Origin of the sequence: Rhodanobacter ginsengisoli (assembly GCF_042657065.1) — a bacterium.
Taxonomy (GTDB): domain Bacteria; phylum Pseudomonadota; class Gammaproteobacteria; order Xanthomonadales; family Rhodanobacteraceae; genus Rhodanobacter; species Rhodanobacter ginsengisoli.
This window is the reverse complement of the sequence record NZ_JBHSNF010000001.1, coordinates 829,168-846,487: the sequence shown is the minus strand read 5'-3', so window position 1 is coordinate 846,487 and position 17,320 is coordinate 829,168. Positions and strand designations below refer to the sequence as shown.

General features: G+C 68.3%; 18 protein-coding genes. All 18 read right to left on the bottom strand.

The window, feature by feature from the left end:
- Window positions 1–67 precede the first annotated feature (67 nt).
- Window positions 68–1,144, bottom strand: coding sequence for a flagellar motor protein MotD (motD, locus tag ACFPPA_RS03605; protein ID WP_377317360.1), 1,077 nt, complete (start codon window positions 1,142–1,144; stop codon window positions 68–70).
- Window positions 1,141–1,881, bottom strand: a complete 741-nt coding sequence (locus ACFPPA_RS03600) for a flagellar motor protein (RefSeq protein WP_377317358.1) — start codon at window positions 1,879–1,881, stop codon at window positions 1,141–1,143. Before ACFPPA_RS03600 ends, motD begins: the two co-directional genes overlap by 4 nt.
- A gap of 5 nt (window positions 1,882–1,886) precedes the next feature.
- A complete protein-coding gene (locus ACFPPA_RS03595; RefSeq protein WP_377317356.1) occupies window positions 1,887–3,767 on the bottom strand; it encodes a chemotaxis protein CheA in 1,881 nt (626 codons plus the stop codon).
- Window positions 3,768–4,043: 276 nt separating this feature from the next.
- Entirely contained in the window at window positions 4,044–4,685 is a 642-nt protein-coding gene (locus ACFPPA_RS03590; protein WP_377317354.1) for a protein phosphatase CheZ, read from the bottom strand.
- Window positions 4,682–5,089: a chemotaxis response regulator CheY gene (locus ACFPPA_RS03585; protein WP_377317352.1), complete on the bottom strand. Its 408-nt coding sequence runs from the start codon at window positions 5,087–5,089 to the stop codon at window positions 4,682–4,684. The genes ACFPPA_RS03590 and ACFPPA_RS03585 overlap by 4 nt, the downstream gene beginning before the upstream one ends.
- Window positions 5,090–5,154: 65 nt before the next feature.
- Window positions 5,155–5,883 carry an RNA polymerase sigma factor FliA gene (locus ACFPPA_RS03580; protein ID WP_377317350.1) on the bottom strand — a complete coding sequence of 243 codons (729 nt, stop codon included), beginning with the start codon at window positions 5,881–5,883 and terminating at the stop codon, window positions 5,155–5,157.
- Window position 5,884: 1 nt separating this feature from the next.
- Window positions 5,885–6,814 (bottom strand): MinD/ParA family protein, encoded by a 930-nt coding sequence (locus ACFPPA_RS03575; RefSeq protein WP_377319437.1) that lies wholly within the window; start codon window positions 6,812–6,814, stop codon window positions 5,885–5,887.
- Between the two features lie 14 nt (window positions 6,815–6,828).
- The gene (gene flhF, locus ACFPPA_RS03570; RefSeq protein WP_377317348.1) at window positions 6,829–8,160 is read right to left on the bottom strand and encodes a flagellar biosynthesis protein FlhF; all 1,332 of its coding nucleotides are present in this window, start codon (window positions 8,158–8,160) and stop codon (window positions 6,829–6,831) included.
- 148 nt (window positions 8,161–8,308) lie between these two features.
- A complete protein-coding gene (flhA, locus tag ACFPPA_RS03565; RefSeq protein WP_377317346.1) occupies window positions 8,309–10,402 on the bottom strand; it encodes a flagellar biosynthesis protein FlhA in 2,094 nt (697 codons plus the stop codon).
- 12 nt (window positions 10,403–10,414) lie between these two features.
- Complete coding sequence (gene flhB, locus ACFPPA_RS03560; RefSeq protein ID WP_377317344.1) at window positions 10,415–11,554, bottom strand: flagellar biosynthesis protein FlhB; 1,140 nt, start codon at window positions 11,552–11,554, stop codon at window positions 10,415–10,417.
- A 4-nt stretch (window positions 11,555–11,558) separates the two neighbouring features.
- A complete protein-coding gene (gene fliR, locus ACFPPA_RS03555) occupies window positions 11,559–12,329 on the bottom strand; it encodes a flagellar biosynthetic protein FliR (RefSeq protein WP_377317342.1) in 771 nt (256 codons plus the stop codon).
- On the bottom strand, window positions 12,326–12,595 hold the full coding sequence (fliQ, locus tag ACFPPA_RS03550; RefSeq protein ID WP_377317340.1) for a flagellar biosynthesis protein FliQ: 270 nt from the start codon (window positions 12,593–12,595) through the stop codon (window positions 12,326–12,328). The genes fliR and fliQ overlap by 4 nt, the downstream gene beginning before the upstream one ends.
- The gene (fliP, locus tag ACFPPA_RS03545) at window positions 12,592–13,422 is read right to left on the bottom strand and encodes a flagellar type III secretion system pore protein FliP (protein WP_377317338.1); all 831 of its coding nucleotides are present in this window, start codon (window positions 13,420–13,422) and stop codon (window positions 12,592–12,594) included. Before fliP ends, fliQ begins: the two co-directional genes overlap by 4 nt.
- Window positions 13,419–13,802: a FliO/MopB family protein gene (locus ACFPPA_RS03540; protein ID WP_377317336.1), complete on the bottom strand. Its 384-nt coding sequence runs from the start codon at window positions 13,800–13,802 to the stop codon at window positions 13,419–13,421. The genes fliP and ACFPPA_RS03540 overlap by 4 nt, the downstream gene beginning before the upstream one ends.
- A 2-nt stretch (window positions 13,803–13,804) precedes the next feature.
- A complete protein-coding gene (gene fliN / locus ACFPPA_RS03535) occupies window positions 13,805–14,152 on the bottom strand; it encodes a flagellar motor switch protein FliN (RefSeq protein WP_377317334.1) in 348 nt (115 codons plus the stop codon).
- Window positions 14,149–15,165: a flagellar motor switch protein FliM gene (gene fliM, locus ACFPPA_RS03530; RefSeq protein ID WP_377317332.1), complete on the bottom strand. Its 1,017-nt coding sequence runs from the start codon at window positions 15,163–15,165 to the stop codon at window positions 14,149–14,151. Before fliM ends, fliN begins: the two co-directional genes overlap by 4 nt.
- 16 nt (window positions 15,166–15,181) lie before the next feature.
- On the bottom strand, window positions 15,182–15,685 hold the full coding sequence (locus ACFPPA_RS03525; RefSeq protein ID WP_377317330.1) for a flagellar basal body-associated FliL family protein: 504 nt from the start codon (window positions 15,683–15,685) through the stop codon (window positions 15,182–15,184).
- Between the two features lie 435 nt (window positions 15,686–16,120).
- Window positions 16,121–17,311, bottom strand: a complete 1,191-nt coding sequence (locus ACFPPA_RS03520; RefSeq protein ID WP_377317328.1) for a flagellar hook-length control protein FliK — start codon at window positions 17,309–17,311, stop codon at window positions 16,121–16,123.
- Window positions 17,312–17,320: the final 9 nt, after the last annotated feature.

The window sequence follows — 17,320 nt, the reverse complement described above, 5'->3', positions numbered from 1 at the left end:
CGCCGCACGGAGCCGGTCGCTCGATCCGCGGCTGCGCTTCGGCCTGGACGGACTGCACGGTGGCTGATCATGGGTTTCGCCTTTCTGAAGTGCTGCGCACGGAAGTGTCCCGTGCGCTGAGTACGGTGGGCGCCGGCGCAGCGGGTTCACGCGCCGCCACTCCCGGAGACGGATCGGGAGCGGCAGTGTCCCGGATGAGCGGTGGCGTCGGCAGCGCGCCGGCGCCGCGACTGGATGGCGAGGCACCGGCGTGGACATGCACGGTGGGCAGCGAATCCACAACGGCAGCCACCGGGTTCGGTGTCGGCATGCCGAGCTGGTCCGGCGCGCTGCGGAATCGCTCCGACGGGGCGTGGTCGCCTTCGACCACCACCAGCACCCGTCGATTCTGGTTGCGTCCGTCGCTGGTGGCATTGTCGGCAATCGGTCGCACGTCGCCCCAACCGATGATGCCGAGCCGGGCGGGGGCGACGCCGTGTTCGGCGAACAGGCGCGCCACGCTGGCGGCGCGTGCGGCCGAGAGCTCCCAGTTGGAGGGATAGACCGGCGTGCTGATCGGCACGTTGTCGGTAAAGCCTTCCACCCGCAGCGCGTTCGGGAACGGCCCCAGGATCGAGGCCACGCCCACCAGCACCCGGCTGGCCGGTGCCGACAGCTGCGCCGCGCCGCTGGAAAACAGGATGTCGGTGCGAATCTCGATTTCCAGCCGGTCCGGCGTACGCCGCAGGAGGACCAGTTTGCGGTCGATCAGCGGCTGCAGCGCCTGCTGGATCTGCTGCTCGATCCGCGCCAGCGTGGTCGGCTTCGCCGCAACGGCTTTCGCCGCGTGTTCGGCCGCCGGTGCTGCCGGCGTGCCGCGCAGCGGGATCGGCAGGCGGATCGGCGAACTGGAGGCATCGTTGGTTGCCGGAACCGTCGGCGGCGCGATCGCGCCGGTCTTGCCGGCAGCCACCGGCACCACCAGCGCCGGATGACCGTTGAACGCATCCATCATCGACTCGGACATCACCCGGTACTTGCCCGTATTGACCACCGAGACGGCGTACATCACCACGAAGAACGCCAGCAGCAGGGTCATCAGATCCGCATAGGGGATCGCCCATGCCTCGTGATTGAGGTGCTCCTCGTGCCGTTTCTTTCTCATTCGAGGTAGCCCTGCAGCCGGGCCTCGATCTGCCGCGGGTTGTCGCCCTGGGCGATTGAGGCCAGCCCCTCGATCACGATCTCGCGCATCTGTGTCTGCCGGCTGATCAGGCCCTTCAGCCTTGCCGCCATCGGCAACATGAACATGTTGGCCAGCGCCACGCCGTAGATGGTCGCCACGAACGCGGCGGCAATGCCGTGGCCGAGCTTGCTCGGGTCGGCCAGGTTCTGCATCACCGCCATCAATCCCATGACCGCACCGATGATGCCCAGGGTCGGCGAGTAGATGCCGGCGTTCTCGTACACCTTGGCCCCGGCCAGGTCGACCGACTCGCGGGTGTCCAGGTCGACTTCCAGCACGCCGCGCAGCACTTCCGGCTCGCTGCCGTCGACCAGCAGTTGCAGCCCCTTGATGATGAACGGGTCGCTTTCCGAATCGATCTGCGACTCCAGCCCGAGCAGGCCCTGCCGGCGGGATATCTCGCTCCAGCCCACGATGCGCCGGATCAGGTCGTCGGGCCGGTGACGGGGTGGCCGATAGATCATCGACAGCATCGACAGCGCGTGCTTCAGCACCTTGCCCTGGTTCTGCACCAGCAGCGCGGCGAACGTCCCGAAGAACACGATCACGAACGCCGCCGGATTCCACAGCGCGCCCACGGTCGAGCCCTTGAGCACGGTCCCGACGATGATCACCAGGATGCCCAGAATCGTGCCGATGATGCTTACCAGGTCCATGCGGCTCAGGCAGTCAGTTGCAGGGAGGGGAGAAGTTGCCCGGTGCTGTCGGCCACACTGGCCAGATCCACCACCAGCGCCAGCCGGCCATCACCGGTGACGGTGGCACCGGCGATCCCCGGCACGCCGCCGAACAGCGGGCCGAGCGGTTTGACGATGACGTCCTCGCGCCCCATGACCTGATGCACCAGGCATCCCAGGCGCACATGGCCGATGTGCAGCACCACCACATGGCGACCGGCGGCGGCTTTCGTCCCCGCCCAGCCGGCCAGGTTGGCCAGCGGCAGCGCACGGCCTCGATGGTGTGCGACCAGCCGGCCGTCGAGCAGGCGATCCTGGCCCTCGACCAGCTCGAACACCTCCTCGACATTGGACAGCGGCAGCGCGAACAGCCGCGTATCGACGCGGACCATCAGCACGCGCAGGATCGCCAGGGTCAGCGGCACGGTCAGCTCCAGTTCGCTGCCCTGGCCGAGTTTCGAGCTCACCCGCAAGGTGCCGCCGAGTTCTGCCACGCGCGTCTTGACCACGTCCATGCCGACACCGCGACCGGAGATGTCCGAGACCGTCGCGGCGGTACTGAAGCCCGGCCGGAAGATCAGTTCGTAGCATTCGTTCTCGGTCAGGTGCGCGGCCTGGCCCGCGTCGATCACGCCCTTCTCCACCGCCTTGCGCCGCAGGACCTCCGCATCCATGCCGCGGCCGTCGTCGCTGACCGAGATCACGATGCGTTCGCCGCGCTGGCTGGCGGACAGGCAGACCCGGCCCTTGCCCGGCTTGCCGGCCTGCTCGCGTTCGTCCGGCATCTCCACGCCGTGGTCGAGCGCGTTGCGCAACAGGTGGATCAGCGGGTCGGCCAGCGCCTCCACCAGGCTGCGGTCGAGATCGGTGCCCTCGCCTTCGAGCACCAGTTCCACGTCCTTGCCGAGCTGGCGGGCGAGGTCCCGCACGATTCGCGGGAAGCGCTGGAACAAGCGTCCCACCGGCTGCATGCGCATGCCCATCACGGCCATCTGCAATTCGTCGGCCACGCGATCCAGTTCGCCGGCGGCGGTGACCAGCGCCTCGCTACCGTCGCGGGCGGCCAGGCTGAGCAGGCGGTTGCGCACCAGCACCAGTTCGCCGGCGTAATTGACCAGCACGTCGAGACGGGCGGTATCCACCCGCACCGTGGTCTCGGCCACCGCCGCGGCACGCGCGAGTGCGGGCGCGGCTTCCGGCTTCGTCGCCACGGCGGCCGGCGCCGGTGCCGGCGCGACGGCCGGCACCACCGCGGTCGGGGCGGCGGTGCCGTGCAGCGCATCCAGCAGTGCCTCGAACTCGTCGTCGTCGATCGCCGGGGCACTGCTGCTCGTCGCCACCGGCAAGGGTGCCGCCTCGACGGTGCCCGGCGCGTTGGTGCCGTACATGCTGTCCAGCAGCGCTTCGAATTCGCTGTCGTCGATCGCGCCGTCGCCGGTCGGCGCTGTCGCCGGCGCGACCGCGCTGGGCGGGGCAACGACGGCGGCGCGCGGAAGCAGGGATTGCAGCAGGCCGGCCGGCGGCATGCTTACCGGTGCTTCGGCGCTTACCGCCGCCATCATGTCGTTGAGCAGGTCGAGCGCGTCGAGCAATGCATCCATGTGCCCCTGGCCGAGCATGACCTTGCCGCCACGGGCCTCGTTCAGCAGGTCCTCGGCGTGATGGCACAGCAGCACCATCGGCTCGATCGCCAGAAAGCCGGCGCCGCCCTTGACCGTATGGAAGGCGCGAAATACCGCGTTCAGCAGCTCGCTGTCGCGCGGCGAGCTTTCCAGGCCGACCAGTTGCTCACCCAGACGCTGCAGCAGTTCGCCCGCCTCGACCAGGAAATCCTGGCGCAGCTCGCTGTCGAATTCCGCATTCACGGCGCCAGAGCCTGCTTATGGTCCCCAGGCGCCCCGCGCCGGGAGCTGTTTGCGCGCAGGCCAGGGAAGAACGAAGGAGTGGACGTCCGTCCACGACCGAGTGATGACGCCGGCATGCGGGCAAACAGACCCGGCCCTTCCGGTTGCCATCGAGGGGCGGCCATGCAGCAGCGCGCGACTTGACCTGACGGCCAGTCAGGCGCTGCGCCACGCACTACCACCTGGCGGCCACTCGATGACAACGCGGGATGCTTGGGGACCATAAGCATGCGCTCGTCAAAACCCGAATTCGCTGAGCAGGCGGTCGGCATCGTCCTGACTGGATACCTTGACGGGGCTGTCCGGCTTCTCGCTGCCGGCCAGTGCGCCGGTCAGCCGAACCAGTTCCAGCAATGACGATTCCACCGTGCCGATGAAGCTGGAGACCTTCTTGATGCGCTGCCCGGTGAGATCCTGCCAGGACTGCGCCAGCACCATGTCGGCCAGCCCATTGCGGCAGTTCGTGGCGAATTCGTTCGCCTCGCGCGCCAGCACGGCGGCGGCATCGTTGCCGCTGGTCCATTCCAGCACCGCGCTGGCGTTATGCGCCAGCGACTCGGCCTGCGGCCGCAACCGGTCGGCGAAATCGAGGCTGCGATGGGCTGCCTGCGCGCTCATCTCCAGCGCGTCCTGCAGGTGCTGGCGTGCATTGGCGACCATGTCGGGCAGACCCTCCGCGGCCAGCTCGCCGCCGAGCCGGCGCACGGCATCGTGAAGATCGCGCGCCAGCTGGCCGAGTGCGCGGAACAGGCGTTGCTCGCGCTGGCGAACCATCACGTCCAGGGCCTGTTCGAAGGCGGCGCCGTCGGGACTGTTGAGCAGCTCGCGCAACTCGCTCGGCAGCACCTCGTCGACCGCAAGGGGAGTGATCATGTTCATGCGCTGACTCCACTGGCGGCGATCCGCTCGAAGATCTTGGTGAGCTTTTCCTTGAGGGTGACGGCGGTAAACGGCTTGACGATGTAGCCGTTCACGCCGGCCTGCGCCGCCGCGATGATCTGGTCGCGATTGTTCTCGGCGGTCACCATCAGCACCGGCATGCCTTTCAGGGCATCCTCGGCGCGGATGGCCCGCAGCAGGTCGATGCCGGTCATGTTCGGCATGTTCCAGTCGGTCACCACCAGATCGAACGGCTGGGTGCGCAGGATCGCGATCGCGCTCTCGCCATCGTCGGCTTCCTGGATCAACGGATTGCTGAAACCCAGCTCGACCAGCAGGTTACGCACGATCCGCCGCATGGTGGAAAAGTCGTCCACCACCAGGATTTTCATGTTCTTGTCCAAATGCTCTCTCCAAGTGCACGGTGCTGGCCAATGCGCGGCCTCAGAAACTCATGTGTATAGATCGATCAACCGCGCCAACCGGTCAGCCGTGCACGAAGCCGGATGACCGCCTGGCCATGAATCTGGCAGATCCGCGACTCGCTGACCCCGAGCACGGCGCCGATCTCCTTCAGGTTCAGCTCCTGCTCGTAGTACAGCGACATCACCAGTTTTTCCCGCTCGGGCAAGCCATCGATCGCTTCGGCCAGCGCATCGCGCATGCCGTCCCGCTCGATGTTTTCCTGCGGGTTGAGGCCGCTTTCGTCGGCCACATCGAGTACCGAACCCTCCTCGCTGTCATCCGAGGTGGTCAGGCTGAGCAGTCGCACGCAGGCCGCGTCGGCGAGTACCTGGTGATACTCCTCGGCACTGATCCCGAGCCGGCGCATGATCTCGGCATCCTCCGCCTCGGCCCCGGTTTCGGTTTCGATCTGGCGGACGACCTCGGCCACCTCGCGGGTCTTGCGATGCACCGAACGGGGCGTCCAGTCGGTGCGCCGCAATTCGTCCAGCATCGCGCCACGGATGCGGATACCCGCATACGTCTCGAAACTGGCGCCCTTGTCGGAGGCGAAATGTCGCGACGCCTCCAGCAAGCCGATCATCCCCGCCTGTATCAGGTCACCCACATCGACACTCGCCGGCAGTCGCCCCATCAGGTGATAGGCGATCCGGCGCACCAGCGGCGCATGTCGAAGTACCAGCTCGTCGGCACTCTCGCGCGAATTTTGCAGATATTCCAAGGCCACACTCATCTCAGTACCCTGCCGCCGGTGTCACCCGGTTACCAAAAAAGGCGATCCGGTCGTGCCCTGCGCGCTCAGGTTCTGCCCATGTATCGACCGCACTGGCCAATTGCTTGAATGCCAATGCCGAACGACTGGACGGCCACAGGTCCACCACCGCACTCTGACGCCGGATGGCCTGCCGCAGGCGCTCGTCGTGCGGCACCCATCCGCTGAAATTGATCACCACCTCGAGGAAGCGGTCGCTGACCCTGGACAGCTTGTGGTGCAGCTGCCGGGCCTCGCCTTCATTGCGCACCATGTTCGCCACCATGCGGAAGCGACGCACCCCGAAATCGCGGCTGAGCACCTTGATCAGGGCGTAGGCGTCGGTGATCGAGGCCGGCTCGTCGCACACCACCAGCACCACGTCGTCGGCGGCGGCGGCGAACATCGCCACGCTGTCGGTCAGGCCGGCCGCGGTGTCCACCAGCAGGTATTGCGGCGGCCGGGTCAGCTCGTCGAACGCGCGGATGATCGCGGCATGCCCGTTGCTGTCCAGCTGCGCCAGCCGGCGCGCGCCGGACCCGCCCGGAATCACCTGCAGCCCCCGCGGCGCGGTCAGCAACAGATCCTCCAGCCCGCACTCGCCATCGAGCAGATGGCCGATATGGCGCGACGGCGCCAGCCCGAGCAGCACGTCGACGTTGGCCAGTCCCATGTCCGCATCCAGCAGCATCACCTCGTGGCCGGCCATCGACAGCGACATGCCGAGATTCACCGCCACGGTGCTCTTGCCGACGCCACCCTTGCCGCCGGCCACGGTGATCGCGTGGCAGCGCGGGCGCGGTTGTCCGGCTGCGGCGAGCAGGCTGCTGGCCTGGTGACCCGGAGCGGGCGGCAGCTCCTGCCGGCCGACCATCGCCGACAACATGTTCTTCAGACCCCAGGCCTGATCCATCGCGAGTGCTCCGTTCATGCGCTTGCCACCGCCAGACCGAAGCGCTCGGCCATCAGGCTTTCGTCCGGCACGTATCCCTTCAGCGACTGCGCGGCGCGGCATACCAGCACCCGCGCATCGGCAGCCGCGATGTCCTCCGGCACGCGCTGTCCGTCGGTGGTGTAATCCAGCGGCAGGCGGTGGCGGATCAGCACCGACAGCGCGCCGCCGAGGTTCGGCGCCTCGTCCAGCTTGGTCAGGATGCAGGCGCGCGGTTTCAGCGGCAGATAGGCGCGCACCGCCTCGTCCAGCGACTGCGACTGCGCGTTCGCGGCCAGCACCATGCAGGCATGCAGTTCGCCCACCTGCGAGAAGATCTCCATCTGCTGCGCCAGCCGCGGATCGTTGCCGGCCACGCCGGCGGTGTCGATCAACACGGTATGCCGGCCGCGCAGCAACTCCAGCACCTTGCGCAGGCTTTCCGCGTCGTAGGCCGGGTAGACGCGCACGCCGAGCAGTCGACCGTAATGTTCCAGCTGCGCCGAGGCGCCGATGCGATAGTGATCGGTGCTGATCAGGGCGACCTGCTCCGCGCCGTGGCTCAGCACGGCGCGTGCGGCCAGCTTGGCGATGGTGGTGGTCTTGCCCACTCCGGTCGGGCCGACCAGGGCGGTGACGCCGGCGCTGGCGGAGACGGCGCGACCGCTGACCGCGAGGCTGCTGCTGAGCATCCCCAGCGGCAGGTAGCGCGCCTGCTCGGCATTGATCTGGGCGGGCAGTTCGGCGACCAGCTTGCGTGCCACATCGGCATCGATGCCGATCCGGGTCATCTCCCGCAGCACCCGCGCCCGCAGCGGCTGGCGCCGCTCCATGTCGTTCCAGGCCAGGCTGGACAACTGGGTCTCGAGCATTTCGCGCAGGCTGCCCAGTTCGTTGCGCATGCGCGCCGTGTCCTGCATCGCCCGCTCGATCATCGGATGCGCCGGCGGGACTTCGTTGGCAGCCACCGCGCTCGCCGGCGCGGGAACCGCAACCAGCGATGGCGGCGGCGACGGAATGTGCTGGCGGCGCGAGGGACGCGCCACCGCTGCGGCCGGCCTCTGTTCGACGGCGGGCGGCGGCGGGCTGGCGGGCGCGATGGACGTGGCGGGCTGGGCGGGCGCGGCCGGCTGCAGGTCCGCCGCCACCGGGGCGCCGTGCCGTGCCGCTTCGCGCACCAGCGACTCGTCGTAGTCGATGGCGGCGATCACCTCAATGCCTTCGTCGATGCGGCGGGTGGACAGGATCACCGCTTCCGGGCCCTGCTCCTCGCGCACCTCGCGCATGGCCGCGCGCATGTCGGCTGCCACGAATCGTTTGATCTTCATGCCGACCTGCCCCCGCGCGAGATGGCGCCCGGGGCATGCGCGGCAGAACCTTCACCGTTCGCGCTGCACGGCACGCCGCGCGAGCGCGTACCGCCCATCCGTTGCCGCTGTCCTGCTGCCGATTCGTGCATCATCTCGTTCACCTCGATCATCGTCCCAATGCCTGCACCAATCGCACCCGGCGGTTGTCAGGAACCTCGTTGTAAGCCAGTACGTGCAGGTTCTGTGCCACGTGACGCGTGAAGCGCGCGAGCCACGGTCGCAACTGCGGCGCGACCAGCAATACGGCCGGTTCGCCACTCGCTTCCTGGCGTCGCGCAGCGTCCGCCACGCTCTGCTGCAGACGATCGGCCAGGCCCGGCTCAACCGCCGCCCCAGCTACTCCGCCGCCGCCCGAGAGGGAGGTCAGCAGGATCTGTTCGAGCTCCGGCGCGAGCGTGATGACCGGCACCTCGGTGCCCAGGCCGGTGATCTCCTGCAGGATCTGCCGGCCCAGCGCCACCCGCACCGCGGCGGTCAGAACGCCGGGATCCTGACTCTGCCCGGCGTGCTCCGCCAAGGATTCGACGATGCTGCGCATGTTGCGGATCGGCACCCGCTCGGCCAGCAGGTTCTGCAGCACCTTGACCACCACGCCCAGCGCCAGCCGCTTCGGCACCAGGTCCTCGACCAGCTTCGGCGCGGTGGCGGCGAGCCGGTCCAGCAGTTGCTGCACGTCCTGGTGGCTCAGCAGCTCGTGCGCATGGGTCTGCAGGATGTTCGACATGTGGGTGGCGATCACCGTGGCCGGATCGACCACGGTGTAGCCGTAGCTCTGCGCCAGTTCGCGCTGGCCGCTGTCGATCCACACCGCCTCCAGGCCGAACGCCGGATCCTGGGTGGGAATGCCCTGCAGGGTCCCGTGCACCTGGCCGGGATTGATCGCCATCAGCCGGTCGTTGTGCACCTCGGCCTCGCCCATCGGCACGCCCATCAGGGTGATCCGGTAGATGTTCGGGGCCAGGTCCAGGTTGTCGCGGATGTGCACCGCGGGCACCAGGAAGCCCAACTCCTGCGACAGCTTGCGCCGCACCGACTTGATCCGCCCCATCAGCTCGCCGCCCTGATGGGTGTCGACCAGGGGGATCAGCCGGTAGCCCACTTCCAGGCCCAGCGGGTCGACGCTGGCGACGTCTTCCCAGCCGAGCTCCACGCGCTCGGCCGGCTTGGCCGACGCCGGCGCCTCGGCCACCGCCTCGGCCAGCTGGGCGCGGGTCTCGCGCTCGCGCTTGAACAGCAGCCAGGCGGCACCGCCGCAACTGGCGCCGAGCAGCAGGAAGGCCATGTTCGGCATGCCCGGGATCAGCCCCATCACGGTCAGCACCGTGCCGGCCACGGCCAGCGCACGCGGCTGGCCGAACACCTGGCCGATCACCTGCTTGCCCATGTCCTGCGACTTGGATACGCGGGTGACGATGATCGCGGCGGCCACCGACAGCATCAGCGCGGGCACCTGGGCCACCAGGCCATCGCCGATGGTCAGCAGGGTGTAGGTCCGGGCCGCCTCGCCGGCCGACAGGCCGTGCTGCAGCACGCCGACGAAGAAGCCGCCGATGATGTTGATCAGCAGGATCAGGATGCCGGCGGTGGCGTCACCACGCACGAACTTGGACGCGCCGTCCATCGAACCGTAGAAATCCGCTTCCTCGCGCACCTCCTGGCGGCGCTCGCGCGCCTGCTCCTGGGTCAGCAGGCCGGCGTTGAGGTCGGCATCGATCGCCATCTGCTTGCCGGGCATCGCATCGAGGGTGAACCGCGCGGTGACTTCGGACACGCGGGTGGCGCCCTTGGTCACCACCACGAAGTTGATGATGGTGATGATCGCGAACACCACCAGGCCGACCGCGAAGTTGCCGCCGATGACGAACTCGCCGAACGCCTCGATCACCTTGCCCGCGGCGGCGGGGCCGTCGTGGCCGTGCAGCAGCACCACACGCGCCGAGGCGATGTTCAACGCCAGCCGCAGCAAGGTGGCCATCAGCACCACGGTGGGGAACGCGGCGAACTCCAGCGGCCGCATCACGTAGATCACCGCCAGCAGGATCACCAGCGACAGCGCGATGTTGAAGCTGAACAACATGTCGAGCAGGATCGGCGGCAACGGCAACATCATCATCGCCAGCATCACCAGCACGGCTACCGGCGCACCGATGCCGCGCCGAGCCAGATGCCTGAAGTTGCCCAGTAAGGTCTCGCCCGTCATTTGCATGGCCTGTTACACATCACGATAAGGTCCCATCAGGTCGGGATCGACCTCGGGGCTTGGCGGCACCGGCGCGGTCTCGCCGTGTGCAGTCGCCTGTTTCAACTGGTAGACATAGGCCAGCACCTGCGCCACCGCCACGAACAGGGCGGCGGGGATTTCCCGCCCCAGCTCGGTGGTGGCGTAAAGCGCGCGAGCCAGCGGCGGCGCCTCGACCAGCGGAATCCGGTGGCTGGCGGCGACCGTGCGGATCTGCTGCGCCAGCAGGTCGATGCCCTTGGCGACGACCCGCGGCGCGCCCATGCGGCCGTCGTCATAGACCAGCGCCACCGCGAAGTGGCTGGGATTGACCACCACCACGTCGGCGCGCGGCAGCTCCTCCATCATGCGGCGGCGCGACTGCATCTGCTGCACCTGGCGAATGCGCCCCTTGAGTTCCGGGTTGCCCTCGCTGTCCTTCATCTCGTCGCGGATTTCCTGCTTGGTCATGCGCAGGCGCTTGCCATGGTCGAACTTCTGGTAGGCCGCGTCGATGCCGCCGATCAGCGCCAGGATCGAGCCGAACCACAGCGCCGCGTTGCCGAGCAGGCTGATCGACTGGGTGATCCCGGCCATCACCGAACCGCGTCCGGTCGCCTGCAACTGGCCCTGCCAGTGACGCAGCAACATAAGCAGCACGGCACCGATGAACAGCAGCTTGAGCAGCGCCTTGGCCAGCTCGACCAGCCCGCGCATGGCGAAGATCTTGCCGAGGCCCTTGATCGGATCGAGCCGTTCGAACTTCGGCTGCAGCGCCTCGGCGCTGAAGCCGATGCCGCCCAGCAGCAGCGGCGCGGCGAATACCGCCACCAGGGTCGCCGCCGCCACCGGCCCGAACAGCGCCAGCGCCTCGTGCAGCGACGCATGCAGGACCCGGCCAGGCAGCTCGTCGGAGAACAGCGCCTCGCGCGGGTAGTCCAGACCCAGCGCGAAGATCCGCCGCGCGTGCAGGAACGCGCCGTGGGCGCCGTTCATCAGGGCGGCCACGCCGGCCAGCACGACCAGCGCGCCGGAGAGGTCGCGCGAACGGGGAACATCGCCCTTCTCGCGGGTTTCGCGCAGGCGTTTTTCGGTAGGTTGTTCGGTTTTTTCCTGGTCGCTGTCTTCGGACATGACCTCATCCTCCGATCAGTTCGTGCATCAGCGACCATGCGCTGACCTGCAGCGCATCGAATGCACCCGGCAGGCTGCGCAAGGCCAGCCACAGCGCGATGAAACCCAGCGAGATGGTGATCGGGAAGCCGACCGCGAACAGGTTCATCGACGGCGCCGCGCGGCTGATCGCGGCAAAGCCGATATTCACCACCAGCAGCGAGGTCATCGCCGGCAGCGCCACCCGTACCGCGCCGGAAAACAGGCTGGTGCCGAAGCTGACCACCGCATACAGGCCGTTGGCATCGATCGCGGCCTGCCCCGGCGGCAGGCTGTGGAAGCTGTCGGCGAGCAGGCTGATCAGGCGCAGATGGCCGTCCATCACCAGGAACAGCAGGGTGACCAGCAACAGGTAGAACTGGGTCAGCACCGTGGAGCTGCCGCCGGCCTGCGGATTGACCACCTCGGCGAAACCCAGGCTCATGCTCTGCGCGACCAGCTGGCCGCCGAACGCCACCGCCTCGAACACCAGTCGCAGCGTGAAACCCACCGCGGCGCCGATCAGGATCTGGCTGGCCAGCGTGGCCACGCCCTGCGCCGTGAGCGGATCGATCGTGGTCGGCGCCAGCGGCGCCAGCACCAGGGTCAGCACCAGCACCAGCCCGATCCGGAGCCGCGGCGACAGCACCGTGGCGCTGAATACCGGCGCCACCAGGAACAGCCCGCCGACCCGGCCCATCGCCCAGAACAGGCCGCCCAGCCACGCGGGGATCTGCGCCAGGTCCAGCGCGCTCATCTGACCGCGTCCGGCAGGCTCTGGATCAGCTGGCGGGTGAACTGCACCAGCACGCGCAGCATCCACGGGCCGGTGATCAGGCCCACCAGCGCCATCGCGATCAGCTTCGGGATGAAGCTGAGCGTCATCTCGTTGATCTGGGTCGCCGCCTGGATCACGCCGATCAGCAGGCCGACCGCCAGCGCGGTCAGCAGCAACGGCGCCGCCACCAGCATCGCCACGTACAGCGCGTGCTGGCCGAACTCCATGATCGATTCGGGCGTCATGTGTAGAAGCTCCCGGCCAGCGTGCCCAGCAGCAGGGTCCAGCCATCGACCAGCACGAACAGCATGATCTTGAACGGCAGCGAGATGATCATCGGCGAGACCATCATCATGCCCATCGACATCAGCACGCTGGCCACCACCAGATCGATGATCAGGAACGGGATGAACAGCAGGAAGCCCATCTGGAACGCGGTCTTCAGCTCACTGGTGAGAAACGCCGGCATCGCCACCACGAATGGCACATCGGCCTTGCTCGCATACGGCTTTTCCTTCGCCAGCCGGGTGAACAGCTGCAGGTCGGCGTCGCGGGTCTGGTCGAGCATGAAGTGCTTGAACGGTCCCGATGCCGCCGGCAACGCCTGCTCGGCGGTGATCCGGCCATCCATGTAGGGCTTCACGCCGTCGTTGTAGCTGCGCGTGAGCACCGGCGACATCACGAACAGGGTGAGGAACAGCGCCAGCCCCAGCAACACCTGGTTCGGCGGCGTGGACTGCGTACCCAGTGCCTGGCGCAGGAAGCTCAGCACGATGATGATCCGGGTGAACGAGGTCATCATCAGCACGATCGCCGGCAACATCGTCAGCGCCGTCATCAGCGCCACGACCTGCAGCGACAGCGTCCAGTTCTGCGCACCGCCGGCGGCGTTGTGCATGGTCAATACCGGGATGCCCGCCGACGCCGACGGCAGCGCCGGCATCGTCAGCGCCGCCGGTGCCGGCGGGGCCGCCATCGCCACGGGCGCCGCGAATGCCCACAGCGGCAGCAGCCACAGCGCGATCGCCAGCAGGCGGGGCCAGCTGCGCCGGCGGATGTTCGCGTGGTTCATGGCGTGCGCCTCCAGCGGGCCAGCAGCTCGGCAAAGCCGGGGACCGGGCTGGCCGGCGACATCGCCTCGAGCGCCGCCGGCTCGCTGCCGTCGTATACGTGCAGCGTGCGCATGCCGCCCTGCCCCACGCCGATCAGCAGGCGCTGGCCATCGGCGTTGATCAGCAGCAGGCGGTCGCGCGTGCCCACCGCGAACGTCTCCACGCAGCGAATGCGCCGGCCGCCCGCGCCGCTGCTCACCCGCAGCCGACGACTCAACCAGCCGGCGGCGAGGATCAGCACGATGATGCCGACCAGGCTCAGGATCACCCGCAACAGTTCGCCGCCCACGTTGATGTCGGGTGCGGCGATCGAGGGCGCAGCTGCGATCAGGGCAAGCATGATCAGCGCAGCTTGCGCACGCGCTCGGCCGGGCTGATCACGTCGGTCAGGCGGATGCCGAACTTCTCGTTGATCACCACGACCTCGCCATGCGCGACCAGGGTGCCGTTGACGAACACGTCCAGCGGCTCGCCGGCGGAGCGGTCCAGCTCGACCACCGAGCCCTGGTTCAGCTGCAGCAGGTTGCGGATGCTGATGCGGGTGCGGCCGACTTCCATGGCCAGCGTCACCGGCACATCGAGGATCATGTCGAGGTTGACCTCGCCGCCCTCGATCGGTGCACCGTTCAGCGTGTCGAATTCGACGCGCTCGCTGGTTCCTGCAAAAACGCCTTCAGTGGGCTGGCTCATACTGGCTTCTTCTCGGTGGCATGGTCGCCGGCCGAGCGTCGTTCGCGCCGGCCAGCCTGGGTGTGGAAACGTACGGCGTTGCGGCCGTTGGACTGGCCATAGCGGCCGCGAAAGACGGGCACGTCCTCGGCGTACACGGTCGCCAGCTCGGGCAGCTGCACCGGGATGACGTCGCCGGGGCGCAGGCGCAGGAATTCGCCGATGCTGAGTCGCGCCTCGAGCAGCAGGGAGCTGAGCCCCACCTCGGCGTCCAGCACCTCTTCCTGCAGGGTCTCGGCCCAGCGGCCGTCGCGGTCGGCGCGATCGCTCTGCACGCCGGCGTCGAGCAGGGTGCGGATCGGCTCGATCATCGCGTAGGGAATGGTCAGGTGGACCTCGCCGCCGCCGCCATCCAGCTCGACGTGGAAGCGCGACACCACCACGGTTTCGGTCGGGCTCACGATGTTGGCGAACTGCGGGTTGATCTCGGAACTCTGGTAGTCGAATTCCAGCTCCAGCACGGGCGCCCACGCCTCGACCATCGCGGTGAACAGCTCGGCCAGCATGATCTGGATCACGCGGCTTTCGGTGCTGGTGAAATCACGACCCTCGATACGCGCGTGATAGCGGCCGTCGCCACCGAAGAAGTTGTCGATCACGGTGAACACCAGGCGCGGCTCGAACACCACCAGCGCGGTACCGCGCAACGGCTTGATCCGCACCAGGTTCAGGTTGCTCGGCAAGGTGAGGCTGTGCACGTACTCGTTGAACTTCACCATCTTCACGCCAAGCACCGACACTTCGCAGGTCTTGCGCAGCACGTTGAAGACGCCGGTGCGGAAGAACCGGGTGAACCGGTCGTTGACCATTTCCAGCGTCGGCAGGCGTCCGCGCACGATGCGGTCCTGCTGGGTGAAGTCGTACTGAAGCACGGTATCGGGCGGCAGCGGCTCGTCGTTGCCGGTCTCCACCGCACCGACCTCGACACCGTTGAGCAGCGCGTCGATTTCGTCCTGGGAAAGCAGATCGCTCATGGGCAGGCCATCCCGGTCACTGGATCACGAAACTGGTGAAATACAGCGCGTCGACACCGTTGCTGCCGATGCGCGCATGGACGATCTTCTGCACCGCGGCCAGCGCCTTCGCCTGCAGCTGGGTGCGGCCGGCGGGATCGATCATGGCCGAGTAGTCCTGGCTGCTGAACAGCGCGAGCAGCGCGTCGCGGATGACCGGATCGGCACCCTTGACCGCATCGATCGCCCTGGGGTCGTGCGTCATCAAGGTGATGCCCACCTGCAGATAACGCAGCGAGTCGGCATCGCGCAGATTCACCACGAACGCCGGTTCCAGTGGCAGGTACAGCACATCCTTGCCCACCGGATGCTTCGCCGCGACCTTGCCGCCCTTGTCGGCGTTGCCATGCCCGCGCGTGAACGCATAACCGACGGCAACGGCGATCAGGAGCAGCACGATCACACCGATCAGCAGCGGCCCGCGCTTCGGGGAAACCGCCACCGGGGTCTCGATCACATCGTCTTGTTCGGGCTCAGCCATGAAAATCTCTATCCGGGATGGGTGGGAGGGGGGAGCCCGCGCAACGGAGCTTCGAAGGGACAAAAGCAAACGGCGTGCCATCGCGCGCAATCGCCGTCAGGGCTGGGTTTCCGGGGATCTCCGCGATCGTCGCGGCGCTTTCTTGACGCCCGTCAGCGGGTCGCCGCGACGCGATCTCGGCGGCGACGGAATAGCTGCGCCAGCGCGCCCGCCCACGTCGGCCGTTCGCTCGCCGGCGACGCCGGCCAGGGCCTGGCATCGGGCCGGCTGGATGGGGATTGGGCGGTGCGGCGTGTCGTCCTGCCCACGCCGGATCACGGACGAAAATCAGGTCACGGCCCGCCCGCCCCGGCGGACCGACGGCATCGCCTGACGCCTTGCGGTTGTCCGCGCGCGGAACCGCCGGAAGCGCGACCGGGCTGTCGCCGGACGGTCTCAGGCAAAGGCGTCGAGCAGGCCCACCGCGCCGCTGGACACTCGAAGCTCGATGCCCTGGACGTCCTCGACCTCGCCCGCCGCCAGCAGCGGCCGCGCGTGGCTGCGGGCATCCTGGCGATCGCCGCGTTGCTGCTGATTGACCTCGGCGTGACCGAGCGACAGGCCGTGTTGCGCCAGCAGATGATCCAGCTGCGGCAGCGTCTGCTGTACCGCGGTGACCGCCGCCGGGTGCTGGGCGTTGAAGACCACGTCGACCCGCCCCTGGTTCATGCTGATTTTCACGTCTAGCTGGCCAAGCTCCTCCGGGTGCAGCCGGATCGAGGCCTGCTTCACGCCCTGCCCGGTCAGCCACGCCACCTGCTGGCCCAGCTCATGACCGAAGGCGGGGCTGCCGGCCGGCACCTGCACCTGGAGAATCTGCGGTGCCGCCGACACCGCCGCCGGCGGTGCCGCCAGCAGCGCGGTCAACTGAGCCGGATCGTCACCGGGAGCCTTGCCCGAATCGGCCGGTGGCGGCACCGCTGCGGCGGCGGTCGACAGGACATCGTGGCCTGCGACGAAGGCACTGGCGGCGGCAGTCAGCGCGGCGTTGCCCGCGTCGCCCGTCGACAGCGGCGTGGCAGCGCCGGTATCGACAACTGCCGTGGCTCCCGTGCCGGGTCCGGTCGCCGCAGCGGAACTCCCCGTGGTGGCGGTGGCGCTTCCGCCCGGTTGCAGTGCGGCAGCGGCGGAAGGCAGCAGGGCCAGCATGGCTCCGGCCAGCGATGCGGCAGCCACGCTGGCCGCCGCATGATCCTCGAGCGGGCTGGCCGTGGCCACAGCGGTTTCATCCGCGGCCACGTCCGGACCCGGATTCGCCGGCGTCAGCGTGGCGACAGCGGCAGCCGCGGTCGATGCGCCAGCCGCTGCCTGGGCAGCGCTCGCGGGGCTGGCCGGCTTGCCGCCGGCCTTCTGCGGCTGATCGTGCGCTGGCCGGTCGGCATCGTGCGGTCGTGCGGATGCGTCGCGGCTGTCCGTCGGATGCTGCGCGTCATGGTCCGGCGCGCGCTGTTGCCTGGCGGCCTGGAATTGTCGATCGAAGCTGCCGGCGTCGCCCGCGGGATCGCGGAGGTCGACGCCCCTGGGGCTCGGCAAGGCGCTCGAAGCGGTGGCGGTGGCGGCGGTGGCGATAGCGGCGGTGGCAGTCATGGTGAAAGA